Annotated in this window: 13 protein-coding genes and 1 riboswitch; of the genes, 10 read left to right on the top strand and 3 right to left on the bottom strand. The window is 30.2% G+C overall.

Annotated elements, in window-relative coordinates:
- The first annotated feature begins 284 nt into the window (after positions 1–284).
- Together EV214_RS02275 and EV214_RS02270 are read left to right on the top strand one after the other, a co-directional pair.
- On the top strand, positions 285–1,466 hold the full coding sequence (locus tag EV214_RS02275; RefSeq protein ID WP_132242280.1) for a hypothetical protein: 1,182 nt from the start codon (positions 285–287) through the stop codon (positions 1,464–1,466).
- A 913-nt stretch (positions 1,467–2,379) separates the two neighbouring features.
- Positions 2,380–3,711 carry an ion channel gene (locus tag EV214_RS02270; protein ID WP_132242278.1) on the top strand — a complete coding sequence of 444 codons (1,332 nt, stop codon included), beginning with the start codon at positions 2,380–2,382 and terminating at the stop codon, positions 3,709–3,711.
- Between the two features lie 249 nt (positions 3,712–3,960).
- Here the strand turns inward: EV214_RS02270 and EV214_RS19595 are convergent, their stop codons facing one another.
- Positions 3,961–4,272 carry a DDE-type integrase/transposase/recombinase gene (locus tag EV214_RS19595; RefSeq protein ID WP_279233095.1) on the bottom strand — a complete coding sequence of 104 codons (312 nt, stop codon included), beginning with the start codon at positions 4,270–4,272 and terminating at the stop codon, positions 3,961–3,963.
- Positions 4,273–4,487: 215 nt separating this feature from the next.
- Between EV214_RS19595 and EV214_RS18585 the strand changes: the two genes are divergently transcribed.
- The 3 genes from EV214_RS18585 (at position 4,488) to EV214_RS02255 (ending at position 8,905) form a co-directional block, all read left to right on the top strand.
- Entirely contained in the window at positions 4,488–4,661 is a 174-nt protein-coding gene (locus EV214_RS18585; protein WP_165916182.1) for a hypothetical protein, read from the top strand.
- Positions 4,662–5,285: 624 nt separating this feature from the next.
- A complete protein-coding gene (gene topB, locus EV214_RS02260; protein WP_132242276.1) occupies positions 5,286–6,968 on the top strand; it encodes a DNA topoisomerase III in 1,683 nt (560 codons plus the stop codon).
- A 284-nt stretch (positions 6,969–7,252) separates the two neighbouring features.
- Positions 7,253–8,905, top strand: a complete 1,653-nt coding sequence (locus tag EV214_RS02255) for a M20/M25/M40 family metallo-hydrolase (protein WP_132242274.1) — start codon at positions 7,253–7,255, stop codon at positions 8,903–8,905.
- A 158-nt stretch (positions 8,906–9,063) separates the two neighbouring features.
- On the opposite strand, the gene EV214_RS02250 is transcribed toward EV214_RS02255, so the two are convergent.
- Complete coding sequence (locus EV214_RS02250; protein ID WP_132242272.1) at positions 9,064–9,759, bottom strand: cell wall hydrolase; 696 nt, start codon at positions 9,757–9,759, stop codon at positions 9,064–9,066.
- Positions 9,760–9,767: 8 nt separating this feature from the next.
- Positions 9,768–9,902, bottom strand: a riboswitch (cyclic di-AMP (ydaO/yuaA leader).
- Positions 9,903–10,180: 278 nt separating this feature from the next.
- On the opposite strand from EV214_RS02250, the gene EV214_RS02245 reads away from it, so the two are divergent.
- Complete coding sequence (locus tag EV214_RS02245; protein WP_132242270.1) at positions 10,181–13,426, top strand: DEAD/DEAH box helicase; 3,246 nt, start codon at positions 10,181–10,183, stop codon at positions 13,424–13,426.
- A gap of 244 nt (positions 13,427–13,670) precedes the next feature.
- Positions 13,671–14,663, top strand: a complete 993-nt coding sequence (locus EV214_RS02240) for a 2-hydroxyacid dehydrogenase (RefSeq protein ID WP_132242268.1) — start codon at positions 13,671–13,673, stop codon at positions 14,661–14,663.
- Between the two features lie 247 nt (positions 14,664–14,910).
- Here EV214_RS02240 and EV214_RS02235 read toward each other — a convergent pair whose 3' ends face one another.
- Complete coding sequence (locus EV214_RS02235) at positions 14,911–15,729, bottom strand: purine-nucleoside phosphorylase (RefSeq protein ID WP_132242266.1); 819 nt, start codon at positions 15,727–15,729, stop codon at positions 14,911–14,913.
- 910 nt (positions 15,730–16,639) lie between these two features.
- On the opposite strand from EV214_RS02235, the gene EV214_RS02225 reads away from it, so the two are divergent.
- The 3 genes from EV214_RS02225 to EV214_RS02215 are packed head-to-tail and all read left to right on the top strand — an operon-like array spanning position 16,640 to position 20,292.
- Entirely contained in the window at positions 16,640–17,338 is a 699-nt protein-coding gene (locus EV214_RS02225; protein WP_132242264.1) for a response regulator transcription factor, read from the top strand.
- 19 nt (positions 17,339–17,357) lie between these two features.
- Positions 17,358–18,749: an ATP-binding protein gene (locus tag EV214_RS02220; protein WP_132242262.1), complete on the top strand. Its 1,392-nt coding sequence runs from the start codon at positions 17,358–17,360 to the stop codon at positions 18,747–18,749.
- Between the two features lie 16 nt (positions 18,750–18,765).
- The gene (locus EV214_RS02215; RefSeq protein WP_132242260.1) at positions 18,766–20,292 is read left to right on the top strand and encodes a hypothetical protein; all 1,527 of its coding nucleotides are present in this window, start codon (positions 18,766–18,768) and stop codon (positions 20,290–20,292) included.
- Positions 20,293–20,460 lie beyond the last annotated feature (168 nt).

The raw sequence follows: 20,460 nt of genomic DNA, 5'->3' as shown, positions 1-20,460 counted from the left end.
GATATTAAATATTGTATTAATGAGCGAAAAGAGATTGAAAAGCATATAAGGGCATAATATTCAGAAGTTATAAAAATGCGTAATTGTCATGAAGAGGATTTTAAGTCATTAAAAAATAAAATTGCAAAATATTCAGAACTAGACAAGCTTGAGGTATTAAAAAAGTATTAATAATATAGTGGATTTGAGTCAAAGACTTGGACAAAGTACTAGTTCTAATATAATGCTATTAGGTAAATATATGAAAGTATGTACCTATAAATTAAGAATTTGGAGGAATATACATGTTTATGCCATTAACATATAATTTAGAAAATGGGGTAGAGGTATACAAAAAAACAAAAGTATATTTAAAGGAGAAAAATTTATTTGATGAACTCAATGAATTATTTTGGGTGTATTATAGTATTATAGATATAATACCACAAACAAACGAGAATTTTTCATCTGGACATTCATTTCCATATCAAGATTCATGGGATGAACTTCAAATATCTTTCAATCTATGTTCGTTGGGCTACTATAAACAAGCTCATACTTCATTAAGAAGTGTATTAGAGTTAGGTTTATTGTCTATATATTGGAATATTAATGATGATGGACATATACTGATTAAGGACTGGTTGAATTCAAAAGAAGATACACCAAGATTAGAGCAAATTTGGAAAAAGATATCTAAGAATAAAAATTTCGAAGCTTTTCAAAAGGAAAATAATATTAAAGATAGATTATTAAAACTTAATGATTTACATAATTTTGTACATACTAAAGGATGTTTTTATTCAAATCGTGTTGGTTTTTTAAAATCAAATATGAATACATTTGAAGAAAAAGCTTTTATTAAGTGGTATAAGAAATTTAAAGAGGTAGTTTTAGTAGTTGTTATTCTCCATTTAGTTAAGTACCCATTAGGTACTATTCGATATGATTTTAGTGAAAAATTTGGTATCGATGTTCCTTGGTTTGGAGTTCTTCAAATATTCCAAGTGGATAAAATAGAAAAATATATAGGAAGTGAAATTTTTAATAAAATTCATAAACTTTCTAAAGAGGATGAACATGTACAAAAAATAATGGATATTGTAGATAAGAAAAAAAATATGACTGAACAAGATATAGATAATCAGATAATGGAAAGTAATAAGAGAGAGATTGAACATGATGGTTTTAAGATGTGGATAAAAAATCAGCAATGGATATTAGAAAAATTTCCGAAGGATAAAAAAGTTAAAAACCGTGTTGAATATCTTGAAAATTGGGCTAGTGAAAATGGATATATTGAACATAAACTGATAAGGTTGTGTAAACAAATAAAAAGATTAAAAGAAAAAGGGGAAAATATTGAACAAATTTCAAATATAATTAATGAAAGTGAAAAAATTGTAAAAACATACTATGATAATCCAGATAAAACAATAAATAATTTAAATAAAATACACAACGAAGTTGCAACAACAAAATTTTAAAGCATCTACATAAAGTAGTTGCTTTTTTATATCTACAAAATTATACATAAAAACAAATAATGAAATCAAATTGTGGTAAAATATACCTAGTGAAAAACTTGGTGTTTTTTAAGCTTTGAGATCAATTATAGTTGAAAGTTATATTTGTATAAGGAGAAAGATGGAACGTTCTGTGAACTAAAGATATCAAACCTGATCCATTCACATTTTATAAAAGGATGTGAAATAATATATAGATACTTTAAATTTTTTTATAAAAGTTTTTATTATTTTGGACTAGCTTCAATGATAAAAACATATATAGAATTAAATGATTCACGGAATGGTAAACAAATGTTTGAACGGTTTTTGAAATTATGTGAAATGTTGGTTGAGTTATAGATAACCAGTTGTTTATGATAATCAAAATTCCCTAGTAAAATAATTGAGAGTTTCCTTTAGTTTTCCCTATGAATTTCTTTTCATAGGGAAGCTAAGGGTATGATTAGTTTAGTGGAAAAGCTAAAGATTATTGTAATTTATTAAAATTTATAGTATGATTGCTGAATCCTATTGTAAATTACTATATTTCTGAAGGTATATTTCCACATACTACACATGTTCAGATGGTTGTAAAGCTATATAAGAAACCTTGATTTTATGGGGCTTTTGAATAAGAATATGTTCTTTTCATGGTTTTTGTGAGTGAGGGAACATGATGACTTGAAATATTAATGAGGCATCACTAAAAAGTGGTGTCTTTTATGAATTAGTATAGTTCATTTTGTATGCTAGGGAATAAACTTCCTAGTTCATAAATGCGATATTAGTGATTAGTTGGTATGTAAATATGCATAAACCAGATATTTCGACAAGAATAATCTGATTTATATGATATACTTTTAGATCAAGTAATAATTAGGAGTGCAATTAAATGATAATAGATTTATATAAAAATGTAGTTAAAGCTATAAATGAAATGTATAAAAATATAGAAAGAGATATTGAAAGTTCTGCTTATAAAGACTATACAATGGAATGCGAAATTCAAGATGCAAAGTTGCTTTTATTTGAAGCTGAAAATCTAAAAAAAACAGCAATTTCTGAAAAAGATTTAAAAAGAAAGCTTGAGGAATATAAAAAAAATCAAGATGAGAAACTTGACAATAAACTAAAAAACTTTATAAAAGAATATGAGTCAACACAATATAATTTTAATGATATAAAGTTAAATAATGAATATACTAAGTACGTAGAAACCATATTTTTTCAAACTTCTACAGGAGATGAATTGAAAAAAAAAGAAATACGCGACGATTTTACATACTGTAAATTTATTAGAACAAACTGTATATCTTTGAAGTTTGTTGGTTGTTCATTTTCTTATGTTGATTTTTTTTCATCACAGTTCTTCAATATCGAATTTGTAGACTGTAAATTTAATAATTCTATTTTTTTACATAGTGAGTTCAGAGAAGTGAGATTTATTAACTGCACATTCAATCAAATAGTTGCTAGTAATACCAAGGTGAAAAATTGCAAATTTGAACACAGTGACATATTCTTTTCAAAGTTCTTATTTAATACAATGTTTGATCTTAAAATGTTGAATTGTAAAATAAAGGATACAGATTTTGTAATCGAAGAAATTATGAGTGAAATTTATATAAACAATATTGAGATAGATTCTAAATCGTTTTTTTATTTTAAACAAATTTCTAATTTGTATCATAAATCTTTGACTAAATTATTTTTTTTGATTAAACCACAGCTTGAAATGGAAGTTTGTAAAAATATTTCTAGGTTGTATAAAAGTCTTTCACATGAGTTTCAAAAAAACAATTATATAGATAAGTATGGATATTGCTTTTATCTTGGTAAGCTTATAGAATCAGGTACTGAAAGAGGACTTCATAAGGTTTACTCATTGTTGGCATTTTTTGTATGTGGATATGGAGAGTTACCATGGAATAGTTTGATAGCTTCATTCATTATTATCTTTATATTTTCATTTATATATTTATATTCAGGTGTTTTTGATATTAATTATGATATTTTTGGTAGTCAACATGTAGATACAAGAATATTTTTGAATGATTTAGCTGTCAGCTTGCATTTTAGTATTGTTACATTCACTACTGTAGGTTACGGTAATATATATCCCACAGAATGTTGGGGACTATTCTTTAGTGCATTAGAAATGATAATAGGGGTCATTATGATTGCGATTTGGACATCTTCTATAGTAAGAAAAATGTTAAGATAATTTTAAAGAAGAGCATGGTGTCTGTCAATCACATTTGTATTTGTGGAGCCAACTTACACCCACTACAGGGTGCTTTTCTTTTGCACAAAATACCGGATCAAGTCGATAAAAAATTTTGAAATATTATAGTATATGAAATAGAATAATGTTGTATGACATTTGAATATATAAAGTTAGATATTGAAAGAATTAAAATATAGAGAAAGTGTGAGGATAAGTATACTAAGAAAAAATCCTATTGATTATTTGTTAAGTGCATTTGGCTTTGCTATTCAATTTATGCCCGAAGGACTTCCAGGATATGCTTATGACTATATGAACGGTAAGTCTAATATGTTTTTTACATAAATGATCTTCAAATAGTTGACTAGTATATTGTGTACCTAAATCACTATGAAGGAGAATACCTTTTGTGTTTTTCACATTTAAACAATCATTTTTAACTGCTTTTACAGCTAATTCTGCTGACATAGATTTTCCATAAGCATACTCTATAATCTTCTTACTATAAATATCCATTACTGAAGAAAGGTAAGTACATCCGTCTTTTATTGTATGGATATAAGTATGAAATTATAACTAAGTAGAATGAGAAAAAACAAATCATGATGAGCAAAGTAAAACCATTGAAATAGAAGCAACATCGATTCAATTTGGTGAACTTAATGTAATCAGTTCTTCAGATTTTCTGGCTAACGACTATGATGATTTCCAAGAATATTAGTTGAAAAATACGAAAGGAATATGGAGTAACCTAAAAAGAATTAGAAAAGCCATTGCAATGTGAAGAAGAATTAAAAAGCAAGATTGAAAGGCAATTTGAACTTAATACACTTTTAGATCTTAATAAAAAAGATGAAGAAGTATTGGTCGCTGAATATTCATTTACAGAAGAGCAGAAGGAAGTTATTGAGATTGAAGATGAAATGGCAGAGTCAATATTCAAATGACTAGATATTACTATAAGAATATTGTATAATTATAGTATTAAATTTGTTTGCCAAGGTCGTAGGTTCGAGTCCTACACTCCCCACACTAACAACCATAAGTATTTATGTAGTTATTTTAATAGGAGAATCAACAGTTAGGTCTACCATTGGTAACTTAATTGGAATTCTCAACGATAGATACGAAAGGAAGTGGTGTATTGTGAATAGTTTATTCATAATAACAGCTCTATGCGGTATTTGCGGGGAGTTAGCTCAGCTGGTAGAGCATGTGATAAAGTAATCGCAGCATAGAGCTTAAATCTAGTAATAATTATAAATTATATATTTATAAAAATAGGACATGTCATTAGGCAGGTCTTATTTTTATGTGAAAAATAATAAAGGTCAAAAATGACAAATGAAAAATGAGCCAATTTGGCATATTACACCATTCTCATGAGTGTTAAATAAATGGAGAAGTAAAAATAATTTAATGAATGCAAGGTTAAAGTTTCGGTTTCAATTATAAGATGAATCCAAGTGAATAAAGTTTTATGAAATAATAATTTTATAAAACTAAAAACCGTGTATTATAAAAACTTTAAAGGTTTTATGAAAAAAATATTAGGTACTTAAATTGTGGGTATGAATGCTACCCGTGCACTAACTTGTAAGTATAATGCACAGCTTTCATGTGGTAGAGTTCAAACGCCAACCATTGCGATGATTGCTAAAAAAGAAGATGAGATTCAAAGTTTTAAGCCAATGACTTTCTATGGGATTACGGCTGTTACGAATAATCTAAAGCTAACATGGCAAGATAGTAAAACAAAAAATGTCAGGACTTTTGATAAGGATAAAAGCGATAAAATATTAAAATCTATACAAAACAAAAATGCCGAGATTATAGATATAAATAAAGCTTATAAAAAAAGCTATGCGCCTAAATTGTATGATTTAACAGAATTACAAAGAGATGCAAATAAAATCTTTGGTTACTCTGCAAAGGAAACATTATCTATTATGCAGAAACTATATGAGCATCATAAGATTTTAACTTATCCAAGAACGGATTCAAGATATATTACGACAGATATAGTAGATACCCTAAAAGATAGAATCAAAGCCTGTGGTGTGAGCCCTTATAATGTTATGGCAGGGAAAATTTTAAGAAAACTAATAAAAGCAGACAAATCGTTTGTTGATGATACGAAAGTAACAGATCATCATGCGATTATTCCAACGGAAAAGACTGTTTTTATAAGAGAATTGAGCGACAAAGAGAGAAAGATATATGATTTAGTTATTAAAAGATTTTTAGCTGTTTTATATCCTACTTTTGAGTATGAGCAAACAACAATAAAAGCTAAAATAGAAGAAGAAATTTTTATCGCGAAAGGAAAAATAGTAATCAACCAAGGGTGGAAGGAAGTTTATAAAGATCATTTTGAGTATGGTGAGGACGAAAATGAATCTATTTCAGAGCAAACCTTACCTAATTTAAATAAAGGAGATATTTTTGAAATATCTAATATTTCTCAGACTAAAGGAGAAACAAAGCCTCCAGCGCCTTTCAATGAAGGAAGTTTGCTTTCAGCTATGGAAAATCCAGTAAGGTATATGGAAAGTGAAAATAAGGATTTAATTAAAACAATTGGACAAACAGGAGGAATCGGAACGGTAGCTACAAGAGCGGATATTATAGAAAAATTATTTAATAGTTATTTGATTGAAAAGAAAGGAAAAGATATTTATATAACTTCCAAAGGCAAACAGCTTTTAAAGCTAGTTCCTGAGGACTTAAAGTCTCCTGCGCTAACGGCTAGATGGGAGCAAAAATTAGAATCTATTTCTAAAGGGAAACTTAATAAAAATATTTTTATTAACGATATGAGAAGTTATACGAAAGCAATTGTTCATGAAATAAAGAATAGCCAACAATTATTTAAGCATGATAATCTTTCAAGAAGTAAATGTCCTGAATGTGGAAAATATTTATTAGAAGTGAATGGAAAAGGAGGGAAAATGCTTGTTTGTCAGGATCGAGAATGTGGTTATAAAAAAGGGATTGCTAAAAATACAAAAGCTAGATGTCCAAATTGCAAGAAAGTGGGTATGGAGTTGCGTGGTGAAGGCGAGGGGCAAATATTTGTATGCAAATGTGGATATAGAGAAAAACTGACTTCTTTTAAAAAGAGAAAAGAAGAAAAAACAAACCAAGGATCAAAGAGAGATGTGACAAAGTATTTAAAAAATCAACAAAAAAATAATAATGAATCAGTAAATACTGCATTGGCAGATGCATTGGCTAAATTTAAATTTGATTAAATAAAAGGAGTTGTGCTTAAAATTTAAGTATAACTCTTTTTGTTGTTTCTAATATGATTGGGGTGCTATTAAAAACGAAGGAATTAAGAGAAATGAAGAATGAATTTTTTAAGGATTCAAGTTGTATCTAGGGACAAAAAGTAAATCCTATAAGTCTTAATATATATGAATATTAGGGCATCATAAAATGTTGCTCTAATATCATTGTAAATAATAATGAATATGTTAAAGATGTTGTAAATAATAATAAATATATGAAAAAATAAATAGGGGGATCAGTTATTATGTTAAAGTGGAAAGATGCAGAGGGATTAAAAGGATTGGCATTAAAACTAGTAGGTCAAAATAGTATATCAGGAACCAAAACTGAGGTTGCTATGGCTAGGTTAATTTATGATCTACTTAGTGGGGTTCCTTACTTTGAGGAGAATTCACAAAATCTATTTTTAGGACGAGTAGAGGATGATTTTTTAGAGAGAAACTTTGTAGCAGCATTAGTGGAAGGAAAAGGGAAATCAAAAGACACTTTAGTATTAGTAGGACATTTAGATACAGTAGATATTCAAGATTTTGGGCCATTAAAGGACTATGCATTTGATCCAGTTGAATATACAAAAAAATTAGATCCAGATGAACTTTATAAGGATGCTAGAGAAGATTTACTTTCTGGTGAATGGTTATTTGGGAGAGGGCTCCAAGACATGAAGACTGGGGTTGCATGGCAAATGGCGCTTCTTGAAGAATATAGTGAAATAAATGATTTTGATGGAAACCTTCTTTTTCTAGCAGTGCCAGATGAAGAATCTAATTCAGCAGGAATGTTATCAGCAATTCCGTTTATCAATAAGCTCGTTGAAGAAAAGAATTTAAATCCTATTGCTGCCCTAAATTGTGAACCTAACTTTGGGGCGTATCCTGGTGATAATAATAAATACATTTATTCAGGAACAGTAGGGAAACTTTTACCAGGATTTTATTTTGTAGGAAAGGAAACACACGTTGGCGAATGTTTAGCAGGTGTAAATGTAAATTTAATTGCTTCAGAATTCATGAGTAGATTAGAAGTGAATACAGATTTATCTGATGAAGTAGAGGGAGAAGTAACTGTACCGCCTACTTGTTTAAGATATAAGGATTCAAAGGAATTGTACTCTGCACAGACACCTATAACTTCCATTGCATATTATAATTTGCAGACCATGCAAATGTCTCCTAAACAAGCCTTTGAGAAGCTAAAAAAAATAGGGGAGGAAGCGATTTATGCAGCCATAGAAAAAGTAAAAGTTCAAGGTGAAAAATATAAAAATATGTCTGGACTTCCTGTAGAAATTCCAGCATATAATCCGAAAGTGATTTCATATACAGAGCTATATGAAATGGCTAAAAAAGAGCATGGAGAAAAACTTGATCAGCATATAGAAAAATGCTTGAATGAATGGAAAAAAGATAAGTCACTAGATGAAAGAGATTTAAGTACAAAGCTTGTTGCTGAGGTACATAGTTTTAGCCCTGACAGAGAACCTATGATTGTTATATTTTTTGCACCACCCTATTATCCACATGTTGGTTTTAAAGGGAAAAATCCTTTTGAAAATAAAATAGCAGAAATTGTGGATCGATTGATTGAAAAGGCTAAAAAAGATTTCGATGAAAAAATATTAAAACAAAAATATTTCCAGGGTTTATGTGATTTAAGTTATTTTGCACTTCAAGATGCTGAAGTGGTTATAGATTATCTTATACCCAATACGCCTACTTGGGGGGTTAGATATAAACTACCAATAGAAGCAATGAAAAAATTAAACCTTCCTGTATTGAACTTTGGACCACACGGAAAAGATGCGCATAAGTTTACTGAAAGAATATTGTTAAAATACTCATATGAAACTGGACCAAAGCTTCTAAGATTTTTAGTCAATGAAATATTTTCTGCATAAAGATAGAGTAGAAAGAAAGCCCCTTACATCCAATGGATTTCTTCAGTATATGGAAAGAAAATTTCCTGAGGGATGGATGAAACTCATTGTATCATAACGAAGTATTTGAAATAAGAAAAAAGGTCGTGATGAAAAATAAATGCATCACAACCTTTTTTCTATTGATAAAATACATGATTACCTATTCTCGTCATATAAGTTTTGTTTTGTACAATCCACGACCCCTTTGCTTTGTCAGGATTGAAGAAATATGTGGCATACTTTATTCCAAGGTCTCCATTTAATACATCTTTTGCTGCTTGTATACTTGTTTGTGATGGGGTGGTATAAATGGTACCCTCTGCTACAGGACTAAATTGTGGGATACCTTTGTAATATTCAAATATGACACCTTTAACTGTACTCGGGAATTCATTGGAATTTACTCTGTTTAAGATTACATTTCCTACAGCTAATTTTCCTTTATAGGGTTCAGCTTCAGATTCTGCATGAATAATTCTAGAGAGCCAATAAAGATTTGTTGCGTAGTCACTTCTTGAGGTGCTTGCCCCTCTTGAAACAGGCTGTTGATAAAGCGTTGATTGGGTTTGTTTTCCTGCTATACCGTCTACTGTGATATGACTTGCTATTTGAAATTTGATAATCGCTTTTTCTGTTAGGGGTCCGTATATGCCATCAGCAGAATCATTTAAATAACCCTTGCTGATAAGCCATTTTTGTAGATTGACTACATCATTTCCTCTACTCCCGTACTTTAATGTAACATAATCACTAGCAAAGACACTTATTCCTTGTAGTCCTATGCAAAGAATAACTAAAAAAATGACAATAACTCTTTTCTTATGCGTTCTCATGCACAATACACTCCTTCCGTAATTTGCTTCCGAAGTTAGCTGGCGGGTTCGGGAAAGAAGGTTCCCTACCATAAAATACATGGATTAACCCCTAAGTTGGTTCCTCCGTACCCGAAAAAAACGGGATTCAGCCAATGTAATGTGATTACATAGTGAATATTATATAAAATAGGATATATTATGTCAACCAAAAAACGTATATACCAAAAAGTACTAAGGAATAAGAAAGAGATAAATCTATATACTGGAAATGAGTAAACTTATTAAAATACGATGAAAAATGAGCCAATTTAGTTTTGAATTCCTATAACATAGGAATGTATAAAGATTGTATGTTATAATATTTAAATGTATTGACAGTATTAAAATCTCTAAAAAATGATAATCATTATAATAAGTGAATATATAATGGAGGCTAAATATGTTTCATATTACAAATAATGAGATATTGGATATTTCTTCAAATCAAAATACATTTATAAAAGGAAAAAACTATTATCTAGCGAAAAAAGTAAAAACATTAGAATTTGATAAAAAAAAGTCGGGATTTTATGCAACGGTATTAGGAACAAGAAATTATAGAGTGAAAGTTTATTTCGATGCAGATGGAAATTTTGATGATGCTTCTTGTACTTGTCCTGCTTATGACCAGTACTGGGGGTATTGCAAACATATTGTAGCAGTTTTGTTTGAAGTAAAAGAAAGAAATAAGCAAGGTGGATTTAAACATTTAAATGTTTTACAGTCACAAGAAGTTGCCAAAGGCATTTTGAATTTTTTTCATTATAAGCAATCAGATATAAAAGTCCCCGTAGCACTAGAAATAACCTATGAATTTGAACGGGATCCATATAACCATGCAGAAAAGGCTTCCTATTTTAGCTTACGCATTGGTGAAAATAAGCTTTATATGGTAAAAAGTATAAAAAAGCTCATAGAAAGCATAGAAAAAAAAGAAGAACTTTATTTTGGAAAGGAATTTACACTCGACCCTAAGAAACATACGTTTAAACAAGAAGATCAATCAATTATAAATTTATTAAAAGAAATTTATGAAAATGAAAAAATTATCTATGATTATGCTTATGGTTTTAGAAGTGGCAGTCTTTTTAAAGGGAAGAAAGTAACCCTTACTACAAATGCACTTAAAAGATTTTTTGAAATGGTTAAGCATAGAAGATTTCATGCAGTGATTATGAATACCGTTTACAAAGATATAAATATATTACAAAAAGATATTCCTTTAAGTTTTGAGTTAGCAAAAGAGAAGAAAGATTTGCTATTAAAAATTCATTATGGAAAAACCTTAGTGCCCCTTGTATCGGATGGAGAATATTTTTTTACAGAAGAAGGAATTTGTAAAATTTCAAAAGAGCAGAAGGAAAATTTTGCTCCTTTTTATCATGCTTTGTTAAGTCAGAAGGATAATATTATAAAAATTCCAGAAGCATATCATGAAAAATTCGTATCAGAAGTATATCCTTTTGTAAGGAAAATGGGAAAAGTTCATATAGCAGAAAAGGTGAAATCTTCCATTTATGCACCGAAGATTAAAGTGGAAGTATATCTTGATCGAAAAGATAAGCAAATTACAGCAGATACGAAATTTCTATATGGTGATATAATGGTCAACCCTTTTGCAGCTAGCGAAAAGCAAACACATGAAAATGAGAGAATCCTTGTGAGGGATATTGAGAAAGAAAAAGAAATACTAAATCTTTTAGAAGAAGCAACTTTTAAGGTGAAAAACAATCAAGTATATTTAAAGGACGAAGAAAAAATATTTGAATTTGTTTATGAAAAAATGAGTAAGCTTCAAAATGCTGCAGATGTGTACTATTCTGAAAGTTTCAAAAATATGGAAATAAAAGATGTTTCATCCTTTTCAGGAGGGATTAGACTGAATACGAAAAATGACTTATTAGAATTTCAATTTGGGGTCGAGGGAATTACAAATTCAGAATTAACAGAAGTTTTTCATGCTTTAAAAGAAAAGAAAAAATATTATAGATTGAAGGACGGCTCATTTTTACCATTAGATACGGAAGAATTACTGAGAGTAGAACAAATTGTAGATTATCTAGACTTAAGCATAAAGGATTTTGAGCAGGAGATTATAGAAATCCCTAAATTTAGGGCATTATATCTAGATGAACATTTAAAAGAAACGAAATTAAAATCTATAAAACGGAATTTAGCTTTCAAGGAATTTGTCCAAAATATTAAAGAACCTGGAGATGTTGATTATGCTATTCCACAAGAGGTAGAAGAAATTCTAAGAGATTATCAAAAATTTGGTTTTAAGTGGTTAAAGACCCTTTCTGAATATGGATTAGGGGGTATTTTAGCGGATGATATGGGACTCGGAAAGACATTACAAGTATTAGCTTTTCTTTTATCTGAAAAAAAGGAGAAAGGATTATATCCATCTCTTATTGTGGCGCCAACGTCCTTAGTTTATAATTGGGCTGAAGAAATAGAAAAGTTTACACCAAACTTAAAAGTATTAATTGTTTCAGGAAATAAGATAGAAAGGCATGAGATTATTAAAAAGATGATGGATTATGATGTGGTGATTACATCCTATCCCCTAATTAGAAGAGATATTGCGTTGTATGAGAATATTTCATTTAGATATTGTATTTTAGACGAAGCCCAACATATAAAAAATCAGATGTCACAAAATGCAAAATCTGTAAAGCAGATAAAAGCGAAAAACTACTTTGCGCTCACAGGAACACCGATTGAAAATTCTATAGCGGAACTTTGGTCTATTTTTGATTATGCTATGCAAGGATATCTTTTGTCTTACACAAAATTCAAGAAAAAATTTGAAAAACCAATCGTTAAGGATCAAGATCAAGGCGCTTTAGATATACTAGGAAAACATATTCGACCGTTTATACTAAGAAGGCTAAAAAAAGATGTTTTAAAAGAATTACCAGAAAAGATTGAACATAAAATTGTAGCTGAATTAACAAAAGAGCAGAAGAAAATTTATTTGGCGTACTTAAAACAAATAAAAGGAGAAATTGAAGAGGAAATAAAGAATAGAGGATTTGAAAAAAGCCATATTAAAATTCTTTCAGGGCTTACAAGGCTTAGACAAATTTGCTGTGATCCATCTATGTTTATAGAAAACTATCAAGATACAAGTGGAAAAGTTATTCTTTTAGAAGAAATTTTGAATGATGCTATAGAGGGCGGGCATCGCATATTATTATTCTCACAATTTACAAGTATGCTAAAAATTATTAGACAAAAGCTTGAAGCGCTAAAGATATCCTATCAATATCTTGATGGATCAACAGATATGAAGATGAGAGGAAATTTAGTAAAAGATTTTAATGAAGGAAAAGGAGAAGTATTTTTAATTTCATTAAAAGCGGGTGGAACAGGATTAAACTTAACGGGAGCAGACACGGTTATCCACTTTGATCCATGGTGGAATCCAGCTGTTGAAGAACAAGCGACAGATCGGGCTTACAGAATAGGACAAAAAAATGCGGTACATGTGATGAAACTCATAACCAAAGGCACCATTGAGGAAAAAATATTTCAACTACAAGAAAAGAAAAAGAAAATGATTGATGCAGTAATACAACCAGGACAAACGTTAGTTTCAAAAATGAGTGAGAAAGATATAAGAGCGCTTTTTGAAGGTTGATATTATAAATGATATACTTCTTCGTATTCATATTTTTAAATTTTATTGATGGTCGTTTTAATAACATACAAGCAACTTAACATTACTGGCGTAGCCAATATTTTTTGAATTTTATGGGTAAAATAAATAATTTGTGTAGTAGCATACGAATTTTTTATCGTTTAGTAAGAAAGCTATATTTGTTATAATAAAATCAAGATGATTATACTAGGGTAGAGATCGCATATAGAGTGGGGGAGTCAAATTGAAAAAACCGAAGGTGTTAATTACTAGAAAAATACCTGAGCCAGCTGTTTTATTACTAAAGGAATACTGTGAAGTAGAAATGAATCCTAATGACAAAGCAATGCCTAGAAATGAGCTATTATCTGGGGTAAAAGGAAAGGACGCTGTATTATGCCTTTTAACAGATAAAATAGATGATGAAGTTTTCAAAGCAGCAGGAAAGCAGTGTAAAATATTTGCAAATTATGCTGTAGGATATAACAATGTAGATATGGAGGCGGCTACCAAAAGAGGTATTTTTATAACGAACACCCCAGGCGTATTGGATGATGCAACAGCTGATTTGGCATGGGCTTTGTTATTTTCTGTATCTAGAAGAATTGTAGAGGCAGATCAGTTTACAAGAGAAGGGAAATTTAAAGGATGGAAAAGTAATCTCTATCTTGGAAGAGATGTAACAGGAAAGACCCTAGGTATTATAGGGGGAGGTCGAATAGGAAGAAATCTTGGAAAAAAAGCAAAAGCTTTTGATATGAAAATAATCTATATAGCAAATAGTCGTAAAGTAGCATTTGAAGAAGAAACAAAAGCTAGATTTGTAGATAAAGATACGCTCTTAAGAGAGGCAGACTTTATTTCGATCCATGTACCTTTACTACCATCAACAAAACATTACATCAGTGAGCCAGAATTTAATTTAATGAAAGAAACAGCAATTTTAATTAATACATCAAGGGGTCCTGTTATAGATGAAAAAGCATTGGTAAAAGCCCTTAAAGCGAAAAAAATATGGGGAGCTGGATTGGATGTTTTTGAGAATGAGCCTTATTTAGAACCAGAATTAGAAAAGCTTTCTAATGTGGTGATTGTACCACATATAGGATCAGCTACAATAGAGACAAGGAATAATATGGGTTTGATGGCAGCGAGAAATATTATACAAGCTTTAAATGGAGAGATTCCTGCAAATACACTAAATAGAGAATGTATAACAGGAGCTAAAGAAGAGTAAAGAGACGAAAATTATACTAGATGAATTAGATTTTTCAATTGGTAGAATAAATGAACAAGAACGAAATCAAGAAAAGAATTTTAAAGAGAGTCAATATTGGTATCGAAAAGGATTAGGAACAGCTAAGGATATTGTTTAAAAATTAGAAGAACGCAATAAAAAATAGGCCAAGAGAATATTGACCTATTTTTTTCGGTAAAATAGTACGCAGGCATTTTTAATAAGTATATCCATAAAAATTACCTTTCTAAATTTCTTTGATAATATGTTTCATAAGGGTGATAAATTTGGCCCTTGCTTTTTCAGAAGTGTCCATTACTTCGCGATGATCCAATGGCTGATCTAGAATACCAGCAGCCATATTTGTCATACAAGATACACCGATTACTTTCATACCACTGTGAGTAGCTACAATAACTTCAGGTGCAGTAGACATACCTACAGCATCTGCGCCTAGAACACGAACCATTTTAACCTCCGAAGGGGTTTCGTAAGTAGGACCACTCATGCAAGCATAGACGCCTTCTTGTAGCTCAATATTTAAAGATTTTGCAATTTCTTTTACTTTTATTCTTAAATCTTTATTGTAAGCATTAGACATATCGGGGAAACGTGTGCCAAATTCTTCTAAATTTTTACCAATTAAAGGATGATCTCCTGATAGATTTAAATGATCAGAAATGAGCATTAAATCTCCAGGCTGATAAGCTGTATTTACAGCACCAGCAGCATTGGTAACAATGAGCGTTTCTATGCCTAATCGTTTCATTACACGAACTGGAAAAGTTACTTCTTTCATAGGATAGCCTTCATAGTAATGGAAACGGCCTTGCATGGCAATAACTTTTTTTCCTTCTAAAGTTCCAATTACCAATTGACCTGCATGGCCTTCTACGGTAGATACTGGGAAATTTGGGATTTCATGATAAGGATAAATTTCCTTATCTTCTATTTGGTCTGCAATGGCACCAAGTCCTGAACCTAATATAAGACCGATTTCAGGATGAACTTTTGTTTTATCTAAAATATACTCTGCTGATTGTTGAATGCGTATTTGTAAACTCATTTCTTTTTCCTCCTTATTTTCCAATAATATGTTTTAAAAAGCTTTCTCCATTTTTAATGGCAGAAACATGAAAGATTTTAGCAACAGTTTGCCCCATATCTGCAAATGTTTTTCTAGTGTTTGAGTCAATATTTTTTTAAAGTTCTTTTCCATATGCTAAGAAAGGAACATATTCTCTTGAGTGATCTGTTCCAGAAGCAGGTTTATTTCCGGTTATTTTTGTACGGATGGCTTTCTCAAAAGCTGCAATGATTTTCTTTGGAAATCCATTTGGATAAGTTGGAAAAGGTCTTTCTAAACAAATAACGCGATGAATTATTTGATGGTCTCCTAAATAAATTTATTTGTTATGATCATTCACAATTGAGACAATTTAAAAAACGTCCCTTAGATAAATTAAAACAAATTATCTAAGGGACGAAATATTTTTTCGTGTTATCACCCTTTGCTATGGATCATTAATCCATATTCACCTTTCAATAGGGGCAAGCCAGAAACTATTTTAAATTTTAAGTATTTTCCTATATATTTTTAATATAAAGATTTTTTGTAGATTTGTCAAATTATATTTCTTCAAAATGATTTGAGTAATATTTTTATTCGCAGTATGCAATGGGACTTAATATTTTTAGAAGGTCATTCGAAAGCGATATATAATATTGGTTCTTTCTCATATTGTGTGGATTCATAATAATTAAGAGTCAAGAAAAGGTTTTTTTAATCGCCAATTATGATATACTTTTTTATAAGTTGTTCACTTATATTTTTGAGGTATATTATATGTTTAATCAAATGATTAAATCCACACAATATGAAAAAGAACCAAGTAAATATTTAAGTCATAAAAGACAGACTGAGAATATTTAAATATGTAGAAAGAAACTAACTAACTAACTAAAGGAGTTAGCGTATGAAGCATAAAATATTAATTGTAGAAGATGAAAGTAGTATAAGAAGTTTATTAAAAGTTAGCTTTAAAAATAGTGATTATATAATCATAGAAGCAGCATCAGGAGAAGAAGGCGTAGAAAAGGCAAGATTAGAAAAGCCATCTATAGCGATTTTAGATGTCATGTTACCAGAGATGGATGGATTTGGTGTATGTGAAATACTAAGAAAAGAGTTTTTACAAATGGGTATTGTCATGCTTACTGCTCGGGGGCAAGATATAGATAAAATATCTGGGTTGAAATTAGGGGCAGATGATTATGTAATCAAGCCTTTTAATCCAACAGAATTGGTATTACGTGTACAGGCACTACTTCGCCGGATAGATGATGTATTGCCAAATGAAGGAATTATTATTAGTTATCCATTTAAGATTGATATAGATGCACATAGTATATACAAAGAAGATAGGGTTATTGAAATGACACCTAAAGAATATTTATTAATGAAATTATTTATTGAGAATCGAGGAAAGGCATTTACAAGAGATGAACTACTAGATTTGGTTTGGGGATGGGATTTTGTTGGGGATACGAAAATTGTGGATGTGAATATTCGAAGACTAAGAACAAAAATTGAAGAGTCTGCATCAGAACCTATTTTTATTGAAACGGTTTGGGGAGTAGGGTATAGATGGAAAAAGACAGAAAAAAACAAATAAAATTAAATTGGGAGAAACTATGAAAAGTATAAAAAGACGGCTCGTAATAAATTTTATGGTGGCTATTTTTATCAGTGTGATATTTTTTGAAATGCTTTTAATTAGTTTTGTGAAGCAATATTATTATAAGAATGTTGAGGACGTTTTAACAAATCAGATTAGGATCTCAGCAGAATTTTATTCAAGATACTTTTCTAATAGTACATTGGAAGATAATGTATTAGATAATGTGGATGTATTTTGGAAGCAAACACCCTCCCAAGTGCAAATTATTGATCTTTCAGGAAAGGTTTTAATGGATTCTATTGGTATAATTTGGAAAGATCCTATGGAAAGTATAGATGTAAAACAAGCCCTAAAGGGAGAAAAGGGAACATGGACTGGAAAAGTGAACTATGATGATGATTATGTGATGGCGGTGGCTTATCCATTGAAATCTAACGGGAAAATCGTTGGGATTTTAAGATTTATTACATCCTTAAAAGAGGTAAATGCCGGCATTGAAAGGATATCATTTATTTTTTTAAGTATTGGTGCATTGGTTATTTTTATAGCGGGTGCAGTGAGCGTTCCTTTAGCGAATACCATTACAGGCCCTATAAAAGAAGTAACGCAGGTAGCTGAAAAAATGGCATTAGGAAATTTTAAGATAAGAAGTAAAAAAAAGTTGGATGATGAAATTGGAAAATTATCAGATACCTTGAATTTTATGGCAGATGAAATTGTAAAAAAAGATCAACTGAAAAATGAGTTCATATCTTCTGTCTCTCACGAACTTAGAACGCCACTGACTGCTATTAAAGGATGGGCGATTGTTTTAAATAAAGAATTATTTGAAGACAAAGAGACGCTAAGGGAAGGACTTGAAATTATTGAAAAAGAAAGTGAAAGATTAACAACTATGGTTGAAGAACTCTTAGATTTTTCAAAGTTTGTATCTGGAAAAATTATATTAAATAAAGAAGAAATTTCCATTGAGAATTTTGTTGATCATATTGAAAAATATATGGGTCCGCGCGCGGTAAGGGATAAAATAAAGTTTATTGTGGACTGTGAAAAAAATATACCGCGCATGTATATAGATAAAAACAGAATGAAGCAGGTACTGATTAATATACTTGATAATGCTTTTAAATTTACAGGGAAGGAAGGAATTGTATGGTTTGATGCAAAACACAAAAGAAATGCACTCTATCTATCTATAAAAGATAATGGATGTGGAATCAGTAGTGAAGAACTACCGAAGGTAAAAGAGAAATTTTATAAAGGGAAAAATAGTAAATCTAAAAATGGTATAGGCTTATCCATCTGTGATGAAATTGTTCAATTACATGACGGAGATTTGACGATACAGAGCAATTTATACGAAGGAACCATTGTAAATATTCGATTGCCCATTAAAAAATGCTGAAAGCTTAGGAGAAAATATGAAAAAAACAAAACATGTTTGGATCATTTTGTTGATGTGTACATTGTTTTTGCAAGGATGTGTGGAGATAAAATTAGATATTGGAGAAAGTATTGCGGCACCTAAAAATAAGCTGATTCCAATTAAAGGAACATGGAAAATAGAAAAATATCATACAAAAAATTATGCACTGAAAAAAGAAAAAATTAATGATTTGATAGGGAAGACAGCTAGATTTAATGAAGAATGTGTTAATTTTGGAGAAGAAATTTGTAGAAATCCAGAATACAAAATGAAAAACATTCATGTGGAAGATTATTTTTTGTATACGTATAAAAAAAATTATAAAGATTTAGGGATTACGAATAAAAGTATTGAAGTCATTTCAATAACCTCAAAGGAAAAACATTTTTATGATTTTATGAAAGTAAAAGAGAACCAATTGATCATTTATATAGATGATGTATTTTATTATTTAAGCAAAATTTCTGATACAACAGATGGTGTAATTGTGCAAAAAAATAATGAAAGTAAGGCGTTTGCCAATACAGAAAATCAAGAGGAACCCAATTTACTACGTTCGGGGGTTTTAGTTGGTATGCGTTCTTCAGGTAATAATACAAATCAAGAAAGTGAAACCTATAGAACCTTGTGGATTGCAACAAAAAATAGGATACTTTATCCCGTATTAGAAAAACGAAATTTATTTGTACCAAGGAAAAGTGGCTTTTGGATTGTAGGAAAAGATCGGTTTATAGAAGAAGGAGAGATAAAGGATCGATTATTTGCTTATCCGTATAAACAAAATACTATAGAAAAAGGAAGTATTGAGCAGGAGTACATGTATGAAAAGAGTCAAGATGAAAAAATAACATATGATACAAATAAAAATACTCTTAGAAAAATACTATTTGTTGGGAATGACTATATTGCAACAGCATATGGACAATTAGAAAATTCACAAATAGATGAATTGGTGGGACTACAGGTTCGACCTATTGATAATATTAGAAAGAATGTAGGTATAAAGATTTCAGATATTTCAGGGGAGTTAGGAAAAGATGCCTTACTTAACTCAGCGAAAGGCTATCTTACGACCCGTAGTAAGAGTGAAGCAAATAGTTTAAATAAACTGGGAGAAGAGCACTTTACATTATCGAGAAGAAACGGACATTGGATTATAAAAGGAAGATTATATTACAAAGAAGCGGATAGGGAAAATGAATTCTTAGAATTCAATATTAGTATGCTACCGCCTAAAAAGATCGTTCAGTATGATAAATTATATGTATCATGGAATGAAGTAAAAGCAAAAGTACCAAAAGCATTGGATGTATATACATCACCTAATAAGGATTTTGCCATTATTGTTACAAAAGAAGAAGTCTATATATATGGGTTGAGAAGTAATCAGCTTTCTCATAAATACATGAAAAAGATAAAGCTAAAAGAAGGGGAGACTGTGGTGATGGCAGAATGGGCAACTGGAAGCTATGTTGAGCGGTGGAACAATACTATTACTAATATAGGCTTGATGATCAAATAAAGACCAGCAAAATAGCTGGTCTTTATTATGATGTCAAAGTAGTATGAATTTCTAACCATCTGTAGGCGATATCTTTATGTTCATTTTCAGTACGATTATTTATTCTTTCCTTTATTTTTATCCTCTGTACGATCTTTTCAGGCTGATAGACCTAATGCTACTTTATTA

The organism is Marinisporobacter balticus, assembly GCF_004345705.1.
Taxonomy (GTDB): domain Bacteria; phylum Bacillota; class Clostridia; order Peptostreptococcales; family Thermotaleaceae; genus Marinisporobacter; species Marinisporobacter balticus.
This window is presented reverse-complemented; position numbering and strand designations above follow the sequence as displayed.

Coding starts and splice junctions, on each gene's coding strand:
- EV214_RS02235 (WP_132242266.1), bottom strand. CDS start 15,729: ATGAGTTTACAAATACGCATTCAACAATCAGCAGAGTATATTTTAGAT.
- EV214_RS02225 (WP_132242264.1), top strand. CDS start 16,640: ATGAAGCATAAAATATTAATTGTAGAAGATGAAAGTAGTATAAGAAGT.
- EV214_RS02275 (WP_132242280.1), top strand. CDS start 285: ATGTTTATGCCATTAACATATAATTTAGAAAATGGGGTAGAGGTATAC.
- EV214_RS02215 (WP_132242260.1), top strand. CDS start 18,766: ATGAAAAAAACAAAACATGTTTGGATCATTTTGTTGATGTGTACATTG.
- EV214_RS02245 (WP_132242270.1), top strand. CDS start 10,181: ATGTTTCATATTACAAATAATGAGATATTGGATATTTCTTCAAATCAA.
- topB (WP_132242276.1), top strand. CDS start 5,286: ATGAATGCTACCCGTGCACTAACTTGTAAGTATAATGCACAGCTTTCA.
- EV214_RS02220 (WP_132242262.1), top strand. CDS start 17,358: ATGAAAAGTATAAAAAGACGGCTCGTAATAAATTTTATGGTGGCTATT.
- EV214_RS02270 (WP_132242278.1), top strand. CDS start 2,380: ATGATAATAGATTTATATAAAAATGTAGTTAAAGCTATAAATGAAATG.
- EV214_RS02255 (WP_132242274.1), top strand. CDS start 7,253: ATGTTAAAGTGGAAAGATGCAGAGGGATTAAAAGGATTGGCATTAAAA.
- EV214_RS02250 (WP_132242272.1), bottom strand. CDS start 9,759: ATGAGAACGCATAAGAAAAGAGTTATTGTCATTTTTTTAGTTATTCTT.